Source organism: Clostridium sp. DFI.1.208 (assembly GCF_024463855.1).
Lineage (GTDB): Bacteria > Bacillota_I > Bacilli_A > Erysipelotrichales > Erysipelotrichaceae > Clostridium_AQ.
Window position 1 is genome coordinate 1 of sequence record NZ_JANGCA010000047.1, and the last position, 17166, is coordinate 17166.

The following is a 17166-nucleotide window of genomic DNA, read 5'->3' on the forward strand; positions in this document are numbered from 1 at the left end:
CTGCATGAACTCTCGCATTATTGCTTTTCGTGGCGTATCCTTTTTTCTTACCATTTTAAAAACCTCCAAACCGAGTAATTTTATCTTACATCAGTTTAGAGGTTTACACAATCTTTGGGATACTCCCTGTAGATACGAAACATACTTACAGGAGGAAAAATACTATGAACACATCTTTTGCTATATTCCCATTAATTGGGATAAAAATTTTATTTTATGTGTCTACTTGACAGGGATCAGATCAAGGACGCGGCTCTTTTCATTATCAAACAAAGTGCAAAAAGTCTTGAACTGAATATGACAAAACAGCTGATGGGAAATCAGCTCATTTTATCTTTTTCAAACATTGTATCATAACATTCAGGCATATCATTTAATATGTTTTATCATCACTAAAATCATTTAATTCAGCCAGAACCCATTGTGGAACTTCTTCTTCGCACCCGCATTTCTTGCATTTCATAGATACACTTTTTCTTTATAGTCGCTCATCCTGGTGGATATTGTGTGCAGAAGGATGATATGGAGAAGGCGGATATCATCGTCTTTGGAACATTGGTGTACTTTTATAATATGAGTGCACACTGAAAACACTGATTGATTGCACCTGTCCTCGCTATATGTCATTAGGCAATGAAGATTATATCATCATGACGGCACCAGATGAGGTTTGTACACAGATGCAGCATGTGCTGGAAAGTTTCCGTGGATTATTTGACTGTCATGATGGTATGCGCTGCAGGTGTTATTTATGGCCTGGGGGACATATGAGATGGGGAATATCGATACATGCGTAGCTATGAAGAAAGCCTTTGAAGCAGGAAAACATTATAGAGGTTATAGAAGTGATATATGAAATCATAACATGTATCACTTTTCTTAGTACCAATATTTACCTCATTTGCGAACACGTTATAACGTATTGACGGAATTTTCTATTTATTTTGTATTTTTGGGGTTCATATGCTCATTTCAGACTGTATATAAATAAATTTTAAAATATTTTATATCATCTGTCGACAGCTATGGTTATAACGTGGTATACTCAGGTTATAACAAGTGGGGTGTTAACCATGGGAAAAAAGTTCAGTCTGGACAGAGATTCAAAAGCGCCGATCCATCAGCAGCTCTATCGCTTCATCAAAGAGTGTATTGACGATGGAACATTCAAAGAAAGGGAGGCGATTCCATCCGAAAAAGATATGCAGGAACTCTTCGATGTCAGCCGGATTACGGTAAGAAGAGCCATATCAGACCTGGAACATGATGGGTATCTGCGTAAAATACGCGGTAAAGGTACCTTTGTAGAACGTATCAAGAAGGAGAAACCCTTGTCTTCTTTCACGAGTTTCAGTGGAGATGCAAAGGTGAAAGGTGACAAACCGGGTTCTATTATTCTTGCGTGTCGTAAAATGGAAGCAAGTGTTAAAGTAGCGGACAGGCTGCAGATTGAGCCAGGTGAGAGTATCACCTATCTTAAACGTCTGCGTCTGTTGAATGGTAAGATTATCGCTCTGCATGAATCCCATATCAGTTCAAGAATTGGTATTGAGATATGCGAGGATGATTTTGATACAACGACGTCTTTGTATGAATATTTGGAAGAGAATGGCATATCTCTGGGAAGTGCTGATGAGACATTGGAAGTGAAGATGGCCAGTTTTGAACTGCGCAGGGATTTGTTTTTGGAAGAAACACAGCCGCTGGTATACAAAGAGCGCGTCACCTACGACAGTGAAGGACATCCGGTTGAGTTCTCACAAAACTCGTATATAGCGGAAACTTACAAATATTACGTACATATCGTCAATGTGAAAGATGGAGGTAATCGTTCGTGAAACGATATGATTTTCACTCCCATTTGGGAAAGACAAGATCAGGGGATGCCAACAGTGCTGCACAGCTCGTAGAGGATTTGAAGGCATTCGGAATCAGCAAGGTCGGTATCTGTTCCTTATCTGGCAATGGAATGCGCGCACAGAATGATTTGGTCTATGAGGCCATGTGTGAATTTCCCGAAGTGATTGAAGGATATGCAGATATTGATCCCAAAGCACCTGATGCAATAGATGAAGTACATCGGACATTAGGTGAATGCCATATGAATGGTGTCAAATTCATGCCATGGAAACATGGTTATGCAGCCGAAAACTGCCCAAGCCTTGGTGGTGTGCTGGATGCCATTGGTGAATATGGTGTTCATGTACAAATACATGGAGGGGCAAGCCCGCTGTGTACGCCGTTTGTATGGATTGAACATGCGAAGAAACGCCCGCATATGAAATTTGTGTTCACTCATATTTGTGGCCGTGAATTTGGACACGCATGTATTGAAGCAATCAAGAACCTGGATAATTTCTGGGTGGAAACAAGCGCCAATATGGAAGCAGATATCCTGCAGGAAGCCGTAGATGTATTAGGTTCAAAGCGGATACTGTTCGGTACGGACTGGCCATATAAACCAACAAATATCGAAATACAGAAGCTGTATCATCTGGGACTTGATGAGGATGAGCTTGAAGATGTCTTCTGGCGTAATGCGCAGTTTCTATGGGAGCGATAACGAAACAGGAGGAAGTATGTTATGTCAGTTACAACTATGAGAATTGATGATCGTCCGATTCATGGACAGATCGTAACACGATGGATTGCGGATGCACAGGCAGACACGATTCTGATTGCCGATGATATGGCAGCAGGTGATGCAACACAGCAGATGCTTCTGAAACTTGTGGCACCTGCCAATATCAATCTGCTAATCAAAACGATAAATGAAGCAGCACAGCTGCTGGCATCGAGTGAACTGGATGATAAAAAAGTTCTGCTGATGCTGCGTAACCCTGCAACAGCGTTGGCACTATGCAATTTGGGATTTCATATTGATACCATCAATGTGGGAAATATCAGCAATGCACGTTCAGAAACAGGAAGAAAGAAGCTGTTGAGTTTCATCTTTGTGGAAGCACAGGATGTGGAATGTCTGAAAGCACTGGCAGCCAAAGGTATCCATCTGGATATTCGTGCCGTACCAAATGACAAGAGCATTGATGCAATGGAACTGCTGAAAAAGTATTAACAACATACACAGAACATAACAGTGAAGAAAGGGATAAAAAAATGGAAAATCTATTATTGAAAGCAATTATGGTCAGTATCTTCATGTGGATAACATTCTTTGATAAATATGTCACACAGTTTTTCACATACCGTCCTATCGTGGTAGGACCGATTGTCGGGGCAATCATGGGAGATATCAATATCGGGCTGCAGGTCGGCTGTACAATTGAGCTGATGTTTCTGGGGCAGGTATTTGTTGGTACGGCGCTGCCTCCAGAAGAGACCTTCTCAACTGGTATTGCTGCCGCATTCGCATGTATATCCGGTAATCAGCAGCTTGCACTTGCGACGGCATTACCATTAGCGATACTTGGTCAGATGGGTATGTATTTCCGTAACATGGCATTGTGTGTATGGACACAGCATCGCATGGAAGCTGCTGTTGAGCGTGGAAGTAAAATTGGTATCATCATGAATACACAGGTGTGGCCGAATATCTTCAATCTAATTTTGTTTGTCATTCCGACTTTCATGGCAATCTACTTTGGGGCTGATGCTGTACAGGCAATCATTGATGCTGTACCAAAGGTGATTATTGATGGTCTTGCTGTTGGTGGTGGTATGATCGGTGCTGTTGGACTGGCATTATTGTTACAATCCATCAATGTAAAAGGAATTTGGTATTATTTCATCATAGGATTCTTTTTCTCAAGTTTTTTGAAAATTGGAAACATCGGAATCACACTGGTTGCAGTTGTCTGTGTCGCTATGGCGTACTACAATGACAATAAGCAGGAAGCATAAGGAAAGGGGTATATGGACATGGCTGAAATTAATACAAAACTTACAAAAAAAGATTTATGGAAACTGTTCTTCTATTCTGAAGGATTTGTTACCGGCTTCAACTATGAAAAACAGGAAGCCCCTGGATTCGTCTTCTCCATGATTCCGGTGCTGGAAAAAGTATACAGCGATCCAGAAGAGAAAAAAGACGCGTATCGTAGACATACAGAACTGTTCCTTACAGAAGCGCGTCTTTCTCACTTCGTCATTGGTTTAACAGCCGCAATGGAAGAACGCAATGCCAATGAACATGACTTTGATCCTGTCAGTATCGGTGCCATTAAATCAGCACTTATGGGACCTCTCGCTGGCATTGGTGATTCCCTGTATCATGGAACACTGCGTCCGATCATGGCAGGTTTGGCTATCTCCATGGTTATCGCCAGCAATTATACAAGTGTTCTAGGGCCTGTTATCTTTGTTGCTGTTATGGCAATCGTAGGTCAGGTAATACGTTACATCGGTATTTTCAAAGGCTATGAAAAAGGAGTCGCATTTGTAGGTGCCATGCAGAGCAGTGGTATGATTTCCAAGATGACACGTTATGCAGGTATTGCTGCTTATGTTGTCATTGGTGGCTTCGTAAGTAACTTTGTTTCTATGTCAATTCCATGGTCTTATATGGCTGGTGAGACAGAGGTAAGTATTCAGACGACACTGGATAGAATGGTTCCAGGTCTTCTGCCTGTATTATATACATTGCTGATGCTATGGCTGATGAAGAAAAAGAAAGCCAATCCAATTCTGCTGATGCTGTTGACCATGGCAGTTGGTGTCATCGGTTATGCATGCGGTATCCTGGCTTCATAAGGTATTCGATATGATAATCGATTATCACGCACATCTGAAATGGAACCGTGACAGCGATACTTATGATGTCGAAAGCTGTCTCCATGATATGGATGAAAATAAAATTGATATGAGAATGATATCTGCCCTTGAAGGGTATGATATCGTTCATCAGAATAATGTGGTTGCTGAAGCAATAAAACAGCATCCTGATAAACTGATCGGCTGTGCAGTTTTGAATCCGAAGGAACGTGATGTGATGAAAGAACTGCATCGGGTGATTGATATGGGTGTGTTTTCCGCGATAGAGCTAGACTCTAATGAACACTGTTACTTTCCGGAAATTGCACCTCATATGGAAGAAATTATGACAGTCTGTGAAGAAAAAGGTATCATTGTCAACGTGTTTACGGGATGGGGTTGTCGCACCATGCCGGCACAGTGGGCATTCTATGCGGATCGTCATCCAGATCTTGTTATGGTTCTTCTGCATATGGGGACCACGGACTTTGGATATGGATGTGTGGAACTGGTAAAGAATCGCAAAAATCTGTTTGTTGAGACATCCTGCATGTATGAATTTCCTATTCTGCGCAAAGCATTTGCCAACATACCACAGGACAAGTTTTTGTTCGGCACCCATTATCCACATAAATTCAGCGATTGTTCCATTCACACATTTGATCTTCTGAAAATGGAATCATCGCTTTCAGAAGCGTTATATAACAAAAACGCACAGCGTCTTCTTCACTTATAGGACGTGTAAGCAAGGAGGATATATATGTATAGCAAAGAAGAAATGAGGGAACTGCTGCCTTCTGCTGCGGTATCAAAATTTGATGATATCGTATACAGTCGTGTGCTCGGCGCTAATGCCCATACCCGCCTGATTCAGAAGATCCTTCTGGATATTGCGGATCAGGATCTGGACAGTGAGGAAATGCTGACTCTTTTAGGGAAGTGTGCACAGTTCTTTAAGGATACCAGAGGGCAGAACAGTCGTGCCATTTACAATGCCATTATGATATTTACACGAGGATATGAACATCTTCATGGTCATGATGTAGAAGAAATACGACAGATTGTCAAAGAACAGATTACAGCGTATGATAAACAGGCAAAAAAGGATACAGAAACATTAGTATCTTATGGTGTACATCTTTGTGAAAATATGGAATCTATTATGATATTCGATTATTCAAGTACTGTAGATGCTTTTGTATCCGCACTGCCTTCTGGGCGTCACATTTATATCTGTGAAAGCAGGGCACTTGATGGCGGACGTCCGTTTGTGAAAAATGCACTTGCAAGTGGTCACCATGTCCACTTCATTCCAGATACAACAATGCTGTCTGCCATGAAAAAATGTCAGGCTGTCTTCATAGGAGCAGAAACGATCTATCCGGATGGTACGGTATTCAACACGATCGGTTCTGATATCGTTGCGATGCTTTGCGTCACCATACATAAACCACTCTATGTGTTGACTCCGCTGATCAAGCTTGATATGCGTCCGCTGGAAGGTTATGTACGCTGCTCTGCCATGCCATTTGACTATGGTGAACGACTTGCATCTCATTGGGATGAGGATGTCCGCTCAAATGTAGATTTCAGCGGATTCAAACTTTTGGAAATTGAAGCTGAAATGATTCGTGGCTATATAACTGAAAAAGGCATATTGCCTCCTTCTGGACTGTATGTGGAAGCCAGGGCGTATGCAAAAGAACTGGAGGAACGTCAATGAGTATAAAAAAAACAGATTTTCCATTAGCCCTTTGTATGATTCAGCCGGAACCATGCCCTGGAAGTTATCGCAATACTGGTATGTCTTTTCAGGAAGTTATGGATATTAGTATCAAGGAAGTGGAAATGATACAGAACACCGGTTTTGACGGCTATATCATACAGAATCGTAATGATGCACCTGTAAAGCAGATAGCATCCCCCGAAACGATTGCCTATATGAGTGTGCTTTCTTATGAACTAAAACGCCGCTTTCCCAACATGATTCAGGGAATTCTGATTGATTGGGATGGTGTAGCATCACTTGCTGTTGCAGATGCGGTACAGGCAGATTTCATACGGATAGAACATACTTATACTGGTATGGAAGTAGGATATGCAGGATTGATGCATGCACAGTGTGTGGATGTATGCATGATGCGCAAACGTCTTGGATCTCGTATTCCTGTATATGCAGATGTACAGGAAATACATTATGAACAGATTGGTGGAAAGAAGATTGTCGATGCTGCATGGGACAGTGTACAGAATGCCTTTGCGGATGGACTGTTCATCGGTGGGCGCACGACAGAGGAGAGCATGCAGATCTATCATGATGTGCGCAAACGTCTTGGTGATGATGTACCGCTGTTTCTCAGTGCTGGATCCAATGGTGATAACATCAGAGAAATACTGACCTGTTATGATGGTGTGAGCGTAGGGACATGGGTCAAGAATGGAAATATGAAAAATCCGATTGATCCTGAAAAAGCACGCATCTTCATGGACGGCGTAAAAGAAGCACGCAGACTGCGTAATAACAGATAAAAAGATGTATTCCCTTTTTATCTTCCATAAGAAAGGATAAGACATATTGCATGTGTCAGGTAACAATATGAATATGGAAATTATTATCATGGGACATGGTCACTTTGCTAGTGGGTTGTACAGTACGCTGGAACTGATTGGCGGTGAACAAGAACATGTGGCATGGATCGATTTTACAGAAGATAAAGATATGGATGGACTGCTGGAAGAACTCAAAGAGACAGCTGACAAGATGAGTGAATGTGATAATGTGCTGATTGCGTGTGATTTAGATGGTGGTACGCCTTATAAGACCGCACTGTTATATAGTATGCAACATCAAGATGTAGAAATCGTCTCTGGTATCAGTTTTCCATTTCTGCTGGAACTCTCTCTGACAAGAGATATTGTGGATGATATGGATACATTACTGGAAACGACCATGAACAGTGCTAGAACTGCCATGAAGCGATTTGATCTTTCACAGATGGGCATGTGATATGAAAACATGTATTCATCAGGGTATCATACTGCTGGAAAATGGTGAATTTACTGGCGATATTGTATTTGAAGACGAAAAAATCTTAGCTCTTGGAGAGAATCTTGTGGATATGGCAGATTATGTTGTTGATGTATCCGGCTGTTATGTGTTTGCTGGAGGCATCGATGAACATACACATTTTGGTTCCTTTAACAGCTGTTCTTTTGAGACATCAGAAGCAGCTGCCCTTGGTGGTACGACAACAGTTGTTGATTTCGTCGATCAGGAAAAAGGACAGTCGCTGAAAGAGGCGCTGATGTCACAGCAGGAAAAGGCAGCGCGTTATCCTTATATTGATGTTGCTTTTCACAGCATGTTGATGGATATACGCGAGGAAGTCATCGAAGAAATTCAGGAACTGCCTGGATATGGCGTTTCTGCGTTAAAGGTATTTACGGCCTATAAAGGGACACCATACTATGCAGATGATGCATCTATACTGCGTGTTATGCAGAAGATTCGAAACAGTGGACTGTTGCTGATGGTACATGCGGAGAATGCGGATATGATTGCCTGCAGAACAGAAGATCTACTTAAAGAAGGTTGTATTGCGCCAAAATATCATGCTGATGCTCGAGATGTACAGAGTGAGGCAGAAATGGTAGAGCGAATGATTGCTTATGCAAAATGGTGTGATATTCCAATCTTTTTTGTGCATATTTCCACAAAAGAGGCTCTTTTAAAAATCATGAATGCAAAACGCGAGGGGCAGCCTGTATTTTGTGAAACATGTACCCATTATTTGATATTGAATGAAGATGATCTTGCAAAAGAGGGACTTCTGGGTGCACGTTATATATGCTCACCTCCACTGCGTAAAGAACAAGATCAAGATGCATTGTGGCATGGAATTCATGAACATATGATTGAGGCTGTAAGTTCTGATCATTGTGCAGTTAGCGGCGGATATAAAAAGAAGATCGAAGCGTATCATGATTTCTCTAAAGTACCTAATGGTGCGCCAGGTGTGCAACATCGTCTACAGATGTTGTGGAGTGAAGGGGTCTGTAAACAGCGCATCAGCAAACAAGAGTTTGTACAGATGTTCTCTTCTGGACCAGCTGATGTATGCGGAATTACAAAGAAAGGAAGACTTCAGCCCGGTTACGATGCAGATATCGTTATTTATGACCCTGAAGGCCATCAAACTCTGCAAGACAGTGATGCACATGAAGGCATCGATTATGCAACTTTTGCCGGACATGAAGTCTTTGGCAAGATACGTGCAGTCTATCTGAGAGGTATACAGATTGTGAACCATAATGAGTATATAGGAAAGGGAACAGGCAGAATCATAAAATTACAGTCATCCCTGTGTTATGGATATAGAGAAAAGGATAACGGTCAGTGACTGTTATTCTTTTTATAAATTGGAGGTGAGAGTTATAACGATTACTCTGAATATTATATGTAATAGCGTACAAAAGGTGCAGATGATACAACACTTGAAATTAAAGAATTATAATGATAGAACAGCGAGCGGACATCATTTTTGGCAGAGTTCGGGTAAGATCGGGCTTTTATTTTTGAGCATTCACATAATTTCACACAAAATTATTAAAAGTAAATATTGAAAATGTATCTTTATATGAATATAATATAGTTGCTTATATTCTAATCTAATCTAAGCGCTTATCGTCAGAAAGAGATACCTATCATTGATACAATGAGGGTATCTCTTTTTCTGTCTCTTTTATCCAAAAAAAGGAGGAACATAAACAAAATGCTAAATGCAGGGATTATTAGAAAGACAGAATTAAAAAGAAATTACATGATGGCTACAGATAACCAAAATAGAAAAGCCATCGTTGTCATGGAGAATACGATAAAAAAAACAAAGCTGCAATCTTATCTACAAATAAATAATTATCAGCCACATAATATATGTTTCATACAGAAGGGAAATAACTACCCTACTATTCTTATCGCGATGATCCACAGCTTCCGCCCAGATGATCTAATCGTATTACGTGCGGATGAATTATCGTCGGATCCTGCGGCTGTGCAGGACATTCTCGACATATCGTTCCGTATGAAAATAAGAGTCATTTCTATCCTAGATCGCATTACGGTCAAGGCTCAAGGTGCTTATCTACGAAAGATGGAACATATGACTTTCACAAGTGTTGTCAGACAGAGGACCGGCAATTTCTGGAGAGCCGACATTTATGATAAATTAGGGATAGAAAATAAAGAGATAAAAAAGAAAAAGCGAATCGGCATATATTGTCGTGTATCCACCAGAGAACAGACGCTCGGCTACTCCATAGATAATCAAAAAAATAAATGCCAGGACTATATGCATTTATTTAATGATGATTATACTGAGGCGGTGTTGTATATAGATGAAGGACATTCTGCTTCGACACTTGAGCGTCCTAGCATCAAACAAATGCTGCAGGATGTCAGGGATCGAAAGCTGGATGAGATTATCATTTACAAACTAGATCGTTTGACCAGGAATGTGATCGATACATATGAACTCCTGAATATGTTTGCAAATAATGATGTGAACCTTGTAGCAGTCATGGATAATCTGGATATCACTACAGCGAATGGAAAACTAGTCGTCGGCATCCTTGCTATCTTTGCCCAATGGGAAAGAGAAACGATTGTCGAGAGAACAAATGACGGTCTGTTGCAGATGGCAATGGAAGGAAAATATCCGAAAAGTGGGGTCCTTCTTGGTTATTCTAAAGATAAAGAAAAATATCTAACCATCAATGAAGAGACGGCCCCTATCATAAAAAGCATATTCATGTATGCCAAAGCCGGCTATCCACTGTCTGATATACGAATAAAAATCAAGGAAATATACGATTACAAATTACGCACGGATCGAATAAAAAGAATTATTTTTGAAAATGGATATTATGGTGAATTTACCTATAAAGACTATGTCTTCCCCGATGTGATGCAAGCAATCGTTAGTAAAGAGGATGCAATGGAAGCTAAAAAAGTAGTCGGAAAAAGAAGCGTTGCATACGGTAAAGAACAAAATAAATTTTATTATAGAAATAAAATAACGTGTAAGAACTGCGGAAATATCTTAGGCGGTATTCCAACATATAAGAGGAATAAAAAATATTATTACTATTATTGTAAAAAGTGCAATCAGAGGATCAACCAGGATGTGATTTGTCATCAGGCAATACATGATATGATCACGCATATAGATAAAGCAGATTATACAAGAGAAGCAGAAGATATTCTAAGAGATATCAATAGACTGCAGCGTAAGCTTAAAACGGTCTCCAGACAATATGCAGAAGATTTCCTCTCGGATGAAGCATACGATACTATCGTAAAATCCATCAATTTAAAATTAAATAAAGAGAAAGCAAGGTTCGGAAAAATAAAGATCGTAAATGGTTATAATTGGAATGAGCTGTCAGACAGTGAAAAACGAGGATTTATCGAACAGACTATATTAACGATGTATGTTGATTTAAGTAAAAAAGAAATCATTAAAATCGAATATCATGAGAATGATAATGAGAAAAAGTGACTATTTTGAAAAAAAGTATGGTAAATTGACATGAATCATGGTATAGTATTCATGACGATAAGCCAAGGGTTAGAAAAGAATATAGGTAGATACAAAAGAGTCAGAAATATAAAAATACTATATATGGTTCGTATATGTAACACATGTGGCACCATTTAACACATATCTCACACATATATTTGTGTGAGTTTTTATTTATTGTATGTAAAATACACACTCTGTTTGGATATTTTATATTCATCTTTGCGGAGTGTGCTTTTTTCATGTGTTTGCGTACAGGTTGGGGAAATACATGATTTCCGTACTTTACTTTCTTAAACATACAAAACAAGCCTTATGATGTTACTAAGGCTCACTCTACCTGTTGTTGGCGAAACATTAGTTTATTAAGGTGTTCCTTGTATTTGATTACAAGGTCATGATTGAATGGCACCACAATGCCCTCAACTTCATAGGTAAGCTAAATGCATCTTTACTATAATTATTAAAAAAATAAGCATTGTAATCACTGTATAATATCGATATAATTTATGTATAATCATGACATATGAAGGAGCGTGATTTTATGTATATAAAAGCATCCGCATCATTGAGAAATGATTACTCTGCGATTTCAAACCCTGCAAAAGAAACAAAAGAACCAGTTTATATCACGAAAAATGGTGAAGGTGATCTTGTGGTAATGAGCATTGAAGCCTTTGAAAAGAGAGAACAAATGCTTGCACTTCGAGATCGTGTACGACAGGCAGAACAAGAGAGGTTAACTGGTAAAAATAGTAAGAGTATAGCTGAAGCAAGGGCGATTTTAAGGAATCGTATGAATGAAATATAAAATAGAGATTCTGCCTGCCGCATTAGAGGATTTAAAGCAAATTGAGGATTATTATGCTTTACAATTTGATATGGATACTGCAATTATAATCTAAATCTATAGTAGTGGAATGAGGTGATTACATGATAAGCTATGAGCCACTGTGGAATACACTAAAAGAAAAGCAAATATCTCAATATACCTTAATAAATAAGTATCATATAAGCACTGGAACATTAGATGCATTTCGTAAAGGAAGCAATGTGACATTAAATACGTTACATGATCTATGTATGATACTGGATTGTGATATACAGGATGTAGTAACCTTTAGACCAGAAAAATGACCTCGCTAGCCAAGGGCATTTTTATTTTATCAAATTGCTAATGTAATCGTGTAATTTGCTCTTCCTTACCGTTGAATCCATACACTCTCGAAACAGTCAGGCTGTCACACTGCTGTTTATGTATATGAGCAATGCTGATATGCAATATGTGCTGACAGGGAGAACTACAATGCGTGCTTTACATATATGCTTAATACCTGATCATCAAGAACCCATGATTGCACTAGAAAGCTGTATTGCTTTAAAGGAGTAAGACTACGCAGAGAAAAAAGGCTATGAAGCTGGCAGATGGAATAAAAGTTTGACTTGGGAATAGTGAGATTTGGTGGTAATCTGACAGAAGTATATGGGGGATAAGCTTGTATTAGGAAATGAATTGTAAAAGCAAACATTGTAAGAATATGGAAGGTAGTATGTCTTCTCTTATATTGGACTATCATATCCCTGCTTATGGTAACAAGCACACCGTAAAAGCTGCACAAGACTGTTCGATGGCAATTCATCCATGAAGAAATGGTGTATAATAACAGAAATAAGCATTTAGATGCGTAAGGGAGATGACGTTGTGAAAATTACAAATAAGGAAATTGATGCGGGTAACGCATTTGATTGGGGGCGGACATCAAAGGATTATGCAAAGTATCGGGATATTTATCCCGCTGTGTTTTATGAAAAAATTGCAGAACGGGGATTGTGTGTCGCAAATCAGCGGGTGCTTGATTTGGGAACAGGAACCGGTGTTTTGCCAAGGAACATGTATGCCTATGGCGCCAACTGGACAGGAACGGATATTTCCCGGCAGCAGATTGAAGAGGCGAAGGCACTGGCACAGCAAATGAACCAGAATATATCCTATATCTGTGTACCTGCTGAGGATATCAGCTTTTCCAGCCATAGCTTTGACGTCATTACAGCATGTCAGTGCTTTTGGTATTTTGATTATGAAAAGCTGCTGCCAAAGCTGCTTCAGTTTCTGAAACCAGATGGGAGACTTCTCTTTTTGTATATGGCCTGGCTTCCTCAAGAGGATGCGATAGCAGGGGCAAGTGAGCAGCTGGTTTTAAAATACAGTCCGAACTGGTCAGGAGCCAGAGAGTATATGCACCCCATTTCATTGCCTGCGTGTGTATATGAAGCATTTGAGACGGTAGCACATGAGGAATATGTACTTGATATCCCCTTTACCAAAGAATCCTGGAATGGAAGAATGAAGGCCTGTCGGGGTGTGGGTGCCTCTCTTTCTGATCAAGCGATAAAAGCTTGGGAACAGGAACATCTGCAGCTATTAAAGCAGAATGCCCCTGCAGCATTCTATGTGAAGCATTATGCGGCAATGCTGGAGATGAAGCGGCGAACATAATGCCTGCGCCCCCTGCAGCGTCAGAAAGAAATAACAGTGTCGCTGGCAGTGTGTTATCAATGCTGTTCTTTTCCCGGCTGGTTTCGATTCTGATCATCTGGGAATATTCTGACCTGTAGATGCAAGAAACGCAGCGGCTATTCGCTGATTGTAAGAAAAAGTCGGAGTTGTTCATCCCGGCTTTTTTTGTATATACAGAATGCTGCGGATATAGCCTGTCCCCTTTATTTAATCTTTCCTATGATATTTGATTGCATTACAATATTATATGACGTATAATATTGTTGAAGAAAGGTGATGTATATGACATTTCAGCTAGGCTCTGCATTGCTGGATGCCTGTGTGCTGGCGACTCTGCACAAGGAGGATACCTATGGATATCGGCTTACACAGGAGGTAAAGGTTGTGATGAGTGTGAGTGAATCCACACTGTATCCGGTTCTGCGCAGACTTATGAGAGAAGGATATCTGGAAACTTATGACCAGCAGCACATGGGCAGAAATCGAAGATATTACCGATTGACAGATACAGGAAGAAATAAATACAGAGAGTATGTTGAGGAATGGAAGGCATTCTCAACAAAAATCAGTGGCATTCTGGAGGGAGGAAAAGAACATGAAGAAGGCTGAGTATATAGCGGAATTGAAGCGAAGGCTTGCGAATTTTTCACCATCTGAGGTGGAGGATGCAGTTTCGTATTGTGAAGAATATTTTGAAGAAGCAGGAGATGGGAATGACCAGCAGGTCATTGATGATTTAGGAACACCGGCACAGTTTGCGGCACAGCTAAAGGCGGAGAAGTCCATTCGTCAGGAACAGCAGCATCGCGGCTATCGCAGAGGGAATAATCCGAACAGCTCATTGAAAAATGCAGGTATGATCATTCTTGGTATTTGTGCATTGCCCATCGCACTGCCGCTGCTGATTGCGGCCATTGCCGTTATGTTTGCACTTGTGATTACCGTTTTTGCATTGGGAGTAGCCGGAGTTATCTCCTTTGCCTCTATCCTGCTTACTGGGATTCCGCTGATGGCAAGTGCAGTTACAAACTATCATACACCATCCAATGCATGGATAGCAGCAGGCGGCGGCTTGCTGTGTATCGGATTGGGAATACTGCTCTCCATCCTGTTTTTTTCACTGATTCGTACCGTGCTGCCTGCATTTACCAATGCACTGACGCGGCTCTATCATAAGGCACAGGGAGGTAGACGACATGAAAAAGCATAGAGGGATACGCGCACTGGTTCTGGTGTCTATCGCTTTGATGATACTGGGTTCTCTGTGTATCGGCGTGGGCATTGCAAAGGGGGGCGACTTGCGATATCTGCATGTCGGCAAGGATACGGTGGACTGGTGGCCGTTTAAGGGAAGCTTTGGAATTCAGCTGGACAATACCCTGAGCTTTACATCCTGGGAGGATGAAGAGTACAGCTATAAAGAGCGCTGGGATCAGCCGCTGCAGGAAGTGAAATCGCTATCGCTGGATATCCGTCTTGGGGATGTCAGAGTAGAGCGAGGAAAGGAAAATAAGATCACCTTCCTTGATATCCGCAAGGAGACTGTGAAGGTCAAACAGGAAAAGGGAGTTATCACAATTTCTGTAGATAATGCGGATGTTTTTAAAGGAAATCACCATGAAACGGTGATAATCACATTGAAGGATACACAGTATGAGCGCATTCACATCAACAATAAGCTGGGCGATGTTCAGCTTGCCAGCCTGTCCGCTAAGCATATCAGCGTAGAAGAGAAGCTGGGGGATATCACGCTGGAAAATATCGTTTCAAGGGATTTAACAATCGCGCAGTCGGCCGGAGATATTGAGGTGGATGGACAGCTTTATGGAAACAGTGTTGTGAAGAACAGCATGGGAGATATCGTGATTCATGTTCGTGGGTCACAGAAGGATTATCGCTACAGGGTGAAAAATACAATGGGAGATACACAGATCCAAAACCGTGAATGGGAGCTGCAATGTGATACTGAAGAAGGCAACCGGTCCAGTAACAACTATCTTCAGCTGTATAGCAGCATGGGAGATATCGATCTGCAGTTTGAAAGATGACGGGCTTTGAGGAGCTAGTTAAGGGCTGTGACAGGCTGTGGCTTAACTGTCGCTGTACCAGACTGCGGCTTCCCGCTGTGCAAAAACAGGAGCAAAGAGAAAATCAGGAGAAGGCAGCCGCATTAAAAAAAGATTGGGAAGCGTTCCTGTGGCATGCCGCAGAAAATCTGGAGGAAGCAGGGTGGAAGAAGGAAATGGACAGGCGTGTCCTTGCTTTGCTGCGAAGTGAATCTGTTCTGAATTTCGCAGTATTAAAGCCTGCGGTTCAGGAGGAATTTCTATCCATCACGAAGCAGTTTGTCCAGGATGCCATGTGCTTTGATCATACCCTTCAGCTAAAGGATATCATGCAGGCGATGCGCAATGTCTGGATCATATTGCTGCTGGAATGCATGCTGGAGCGTAAGCTGTGCTATCACAGAGCAATTTTCGCTTACAGTATGCTGTATCCGTATACCGATAATTTTCTGGATGACCCTGTAATTGACAGACAGCAGAAAAAAGCGTTCAACAGCTGGCTGAGCAAACGCCTGAGGGGGGAGCTAAGATCGGTGGATTCTGCCTTATATCACAAGGTGGATGCCCTTGTTTGCATGATTGAGGATACTTATCCTCGCCATAAGTTTCCCGCTGTATATGAGGCACTGCTGCGCATACAGGAGGGGCAGGTGTTGTCTGTGCAGCAGGACAGCAGGCTTTGCGAAGCGGAAATACGAAGGATATCCATATACAAGGGAGGAGCCTCTGTTTTGGCTGACGGCTACCTGATGGATGGAGAGCTCACTGAAAAAGAAGCATTTTTCTGTGTTGCTTACGGCTTTCTTTTGCAGGTGGCGGATGATATTCAGGATATGGAGGAGGATCGTGCCCTGTGTCAGCATACGCTGGCAAGTATGCTGCATGGAAAAAGGCAGCGCCTGCGTCTTGCGCAATGGCTGCACACCTACCTGCATGAGGTATTGTATTATCATTATCCCACACAAGCCAGTGCTATGCAGGCCTTTGTGGAACAGAATTGCCGGTTTCTTCTCATCGGCTCGATTGCAAAGCAGCTGCATCTGTTTCCAAAGCTGTTTGCATACCGGATGCGGCGCAGTCTTCCCTTAGAGCTGGATGCTATGTCCACTCTGATGAAGGAAAGCACGGCTTGGCTGCAATCAAAGCAGATTCACGCTGTTATACAGGCCTATGTACAGGCACTGTAAGATTTTCTGTACCGGCATCGGTGTAAAGAAGCAATGCAGCTGCCGTAGCATGCAAGAATCATAAAAGACTTATCCTGAATTGTCGCTGTATGCGAAGTGGCAGCACA

General features: G+C 41.3%; 18 protein-coding genes. All 18 read left to right on the plus strand.

Annotation, left to right across the window (positions count from 1 at the left end; translation table 11 throughout):
* Positions 1–1073: 1073 nt before the first annotated feature.
* On the plus strand, positions 1074–1838 hold the full coding sequence (locus NE665_RS18605) for a GntR family transcriptional regulator (RefSeq protein ID WP_117444705.1): 765 nt from the start codon (positions 1074–1076) through the stop codon (positions 1836–1838).
* The gene (locus tag NE665_RS18610) at positions 1835–2563 is read left to right on the plus strand and encodes an amidohydrolase family protein (RefSeq protein WP_008819054.1); all 729 of its coding nucleotides are present in this window, start codon (positions 1835–1837) and stop codon (positions 2561–2563) included. Before NE665_RS18605 ends, NE665_RS18610 begins: the two co-directional genes overlap by 4 nt.
* A 21-nt stretch (positions 2564–2584) precedes the next feature.
* Positions 2585–3076: a PTS sugar transporter subunit IIB gene (locus tag NE665_RS18615; protein ID WP_178760134.1), complete on the plus strand. Its 492-nt coding sequence runs from the start codon at positions 2585–2587 to the stop codon at positions 3074–3076.
* Positions 3077–3117: 41 nt separating this feature from the next.
* Entirely contained in the window at positions 3118–3861 is a 744-nt protein-coding gene (locus tag NE665_RS18620) for a PTS sugar transporter subunit IIC (RefSeq protein WP_008819053.1), read from the plus strand.
* Positions 3862–3879: 18 nt separating this feature from the next.
* Positions 3880–4710 (plus strand): PTS system mannose/fructose/sorbose family transporter subunit IID, encoded by an 831-nt coding sequence (locus NE665_RS18625; protein ID WP_044948216.1) that lies wholly within the window; start codon positions 3880–3882, stop codon positions 4708–4710.
* Between the two features lie 10 nt (positions 4711–4720).
* The gene (locus NE665_RS18630; protein ID WP_233104771.1) at positions 4721–5446 is read left to right on the plus strand and encodes an amidohydrolase family protein; all 726 of its coding nucleotides are present in this window, start codon (positions 4721–4723) and stop codon (positions 5444–5446) included.
* 24 nt (positions 5447–5470) lie between these two features.
* Complete coding sequence (locus NE665_RS18635; protein ID WP_008819050.1) at positions 5471–6433, plus strand: initiation factor 2; 963 nt, start codon at positions 5471–5473, stop codon at positions 6431–6433.
* Complete coding sequence (locus tag NE665_RS18640; protein ID WP_117444704.1) at positions 6430–7239, plus strand: BtpA/SgcQ family protein; 810 nt, start codon at positions 6430–6432, stop codon at positions 7237–7239. Before NE665_RS18635 ends, NE665_RS18640 begins: the two co-directional genes overlap by 4 nt.
* Positions 7240–7306: 67 nt before the next feature.
* Positions 7307–7717, plus strand: a complete 411-nt coding sequence (locus NE665_RS18645; RefSeq protein ID WP_008819048.1) for a PTS sugar transporter subunit IIA — start codon at positions 7307–7309, stop codon at positions 7715–7717.
* A gap of 1 nt (position 7718) precedes the next feature.
* The gene (hydA, locus tag NE665_RS18650) at positions 7719–9110 is read left to right on the plus strand and encodes a dihydropyrimidinase (protein WP_008819047.1); all 1392 of its coding nucleotides are present in this window, start codon (positions 7719–7721) and stop codon (positions 9108–9110) included.
* 372 nt (positions 9111–9482) lie between these two features.
* Positions 9483–11267 carry a recombinase family protein gene (locus NE665_RS18655; RefSeq protein WP_233104770.1) on the plus strand — a complete coding sequence of 595 codons (1785 nt, stop codon included), beginning with the start codon at positions 9483–9485 and terminating at the stop codon, positions 11265–11267.
* Between the two features lie 565 nt (positions 11268–11832).
* On the plus strand, positions 11833–12099 hold the full coding sequence (locus NE665_RS18660) for a type II toxin-antitoxin system prevent-host-death family antitoxin (protein WP_117444703.1): 267 nt from the start codon (positions 11833–11835) through the stop codon (positions 12097–12099).
* A 122-nt stretch (positions 12100–12221) separates the two neighbouring features.
* A complete protein-coding gene (locus NE665_RS18665) occupies positions 12222–12425 on the plus strand; it encodes a helix-turn-helix transcriptional regulator (RefSeq protein WP_117444702.1) in 204 nt (67 codons plus the stop codon).
* Positions 12426–12990: 565 nt separating this feature from the next.
* A complete protein-coding gene (locus NE665_RS18670) occupies positions 12991–13785 on the plus strand; it encodes a class I SAM-dependent methyltransferase (protein ID WP_233104769.1) in 795 nt (264 codons plus the stop codon).
* A gap of 303 nt (positions 13786–14088) precedes the next feature.
* Positions 14089–14415 (plus strand): PadR family transcriptional regulator, encoded by a 327-nt coding sequence (locus tag NE665_RS18675; RefSeq protein WP_117444700.1) that lies wholly within the window; start codon positions 14089–14091, stop codon positions 14413–14415.
* Complete coding sequence (locus tag NE665_RS18680) at positions 14402–15016, plus strand: DUF1700 domain-containing protein (protein ID WP_117444699.1); 615 nt, start codon at positions 14402–14404, stop codon at positions 15014–15016. Before NE665_RS18675 ends, NE665_RS18680 begins: the two co-directional genes overlap by 14 nt.
* A complete protein-coding gene (locus NE665_RS18685) occupies positions 15003–15854 on the plus strand; it encodes a DUF4097 family beta strand repeat-containing protein (protein ID WP_117444698.1) in 852 nt (283 codons plus the stop codon). Before NE665_RS18680 ends, NE665_RS18685 begins: the two co-directional genes overlap by 14 nt.
* Positions 15851–17059, plus strand: a complete 1209-nt coding sequence (locus NE665_RS18690) for a hypothetical protein (RefSeq protein ID WP_117444697.1) — start codon at positions 15851–15853, stop codon at positions 17057–17059. Before NE665_RS18685 ends, NE665_RS18690 begins: the two co-directional genes overlap by 4 nt.
* Positions 17060–17166 lie beyond the last annotated feature (107 nt).

Excerpts from the sequence above, each read along its gene's own strand:
- NE665_RS18665 (WP_117444702.1), top strand. The coding sequence starts at position 12,222 with ATGATAAGCTATGAGCCACTGTGGAATACACTAAAAGAAAAGCAAATA.
- NE665_RS18645 (WP_008819048.1), top strand. The coding sequence starts at position 7,307 with ATGAATATGGAAATTATTATCATGGGACATGGTCACTTTGCTAGTGGG.
- NE665_RS18675 (WP_117444700.1), top strand. The coding sequence starts at position 14,089 with ATGACATTTCAGCTAGGCTCTGCATTGCTGGATGCCTGTGTGCTGGCG.
- NE665_RS18690 (WP_117444697.1), top strand. The coding sequence starts at position 15,851 with ATGACGGGCTTTGAGGAGCTAGTTAAGGGCTGTGACAGGCTGTGGCTT.
- NE665_RS18625 (WP_044948216.1), top strand. The coding sequence starts at position 3,880 with ATGGCTGAAATTAATACAAAACTTACAAAAAAAGATTTATGGAAACTG.
- NE665_RS18605 (WP_117444705.1), top strand. The coding sequence starts at position 1,074 with ATGGGAAAAAAGTTCAGTCTGGACAGAGATTCAAAAGCGCCGATCCAT.
- NE665_RS18680 (WP_117444699.1), top strand. The coding sequence starts at position 14,402 with ATGAAGAAGGCTGAGTATATAGCGGAATTGAAGCGAAGGCTTGCGAAT.
- NE665_RS18635 (WP_008819050.1), top strand. The coding sequence starts at position 5,471 with ATGTATAGCAAAGAAGAAATGAGGGAACTGCTGCCTTCTGCTGCGGTA.
- NE665_RS18660 (WP_117444703.1), top strand. The coding sequence starts at position 11,833 with ATGTATATAAAAGCATCCGCATCATTGAGAAATGATTACTCTGCGATT.
- NE665_RS18655 (WP_233104770.1), top strand. The coding sequence starts at position 9,483 with ATGCTAAATGCAGGGATTATTAGAAAGACAGAATTAAAAAGAAATTAC.
- NE665_RS18615 (WP_178760134.1), top strand. The coding sequence starts at position 2,585 with ATGTCAGTTACAACTATGAGAATTGATGATCGTCCGATTCATGGACAG.
- hydA (WP_008819047.1), top strand. The coding sequence starts at position 7,719 with ATGAAAACATGTATTCATCAGGGTATCATACTGCTGGAAAATGGTGAA.
- NE665_RS18685 (WP_117444698.1), top strand. The coding sequence starts at position 15,003 with ATGAAAAAGCATAGAGGGATACGCGCACTGGTTCTGGTGTCTATCGCT.
- NE665_RS18620 (WP_008819053.1), top strand. The coding sequence starts at position 3,118 with ATGGAAAATCTATTATTGAAAGCAATTATGGTCAGTATCTTCATGTGG.
- NE665_RS18630 (WP_233104771.1), top strand. The coding sequence starts at position 4,721 with ATGATAATCGATTATCACGCACATCTGAAATGGAACCGTGACAGCGAT.
- NE665_RS18640 (WP_117444704.1), top strand. The coding sequence starts at position 6,430 with ATGAGTATAAAAAAAACAGATTTTCCATTAGCCCTTTGTATGATTCAG.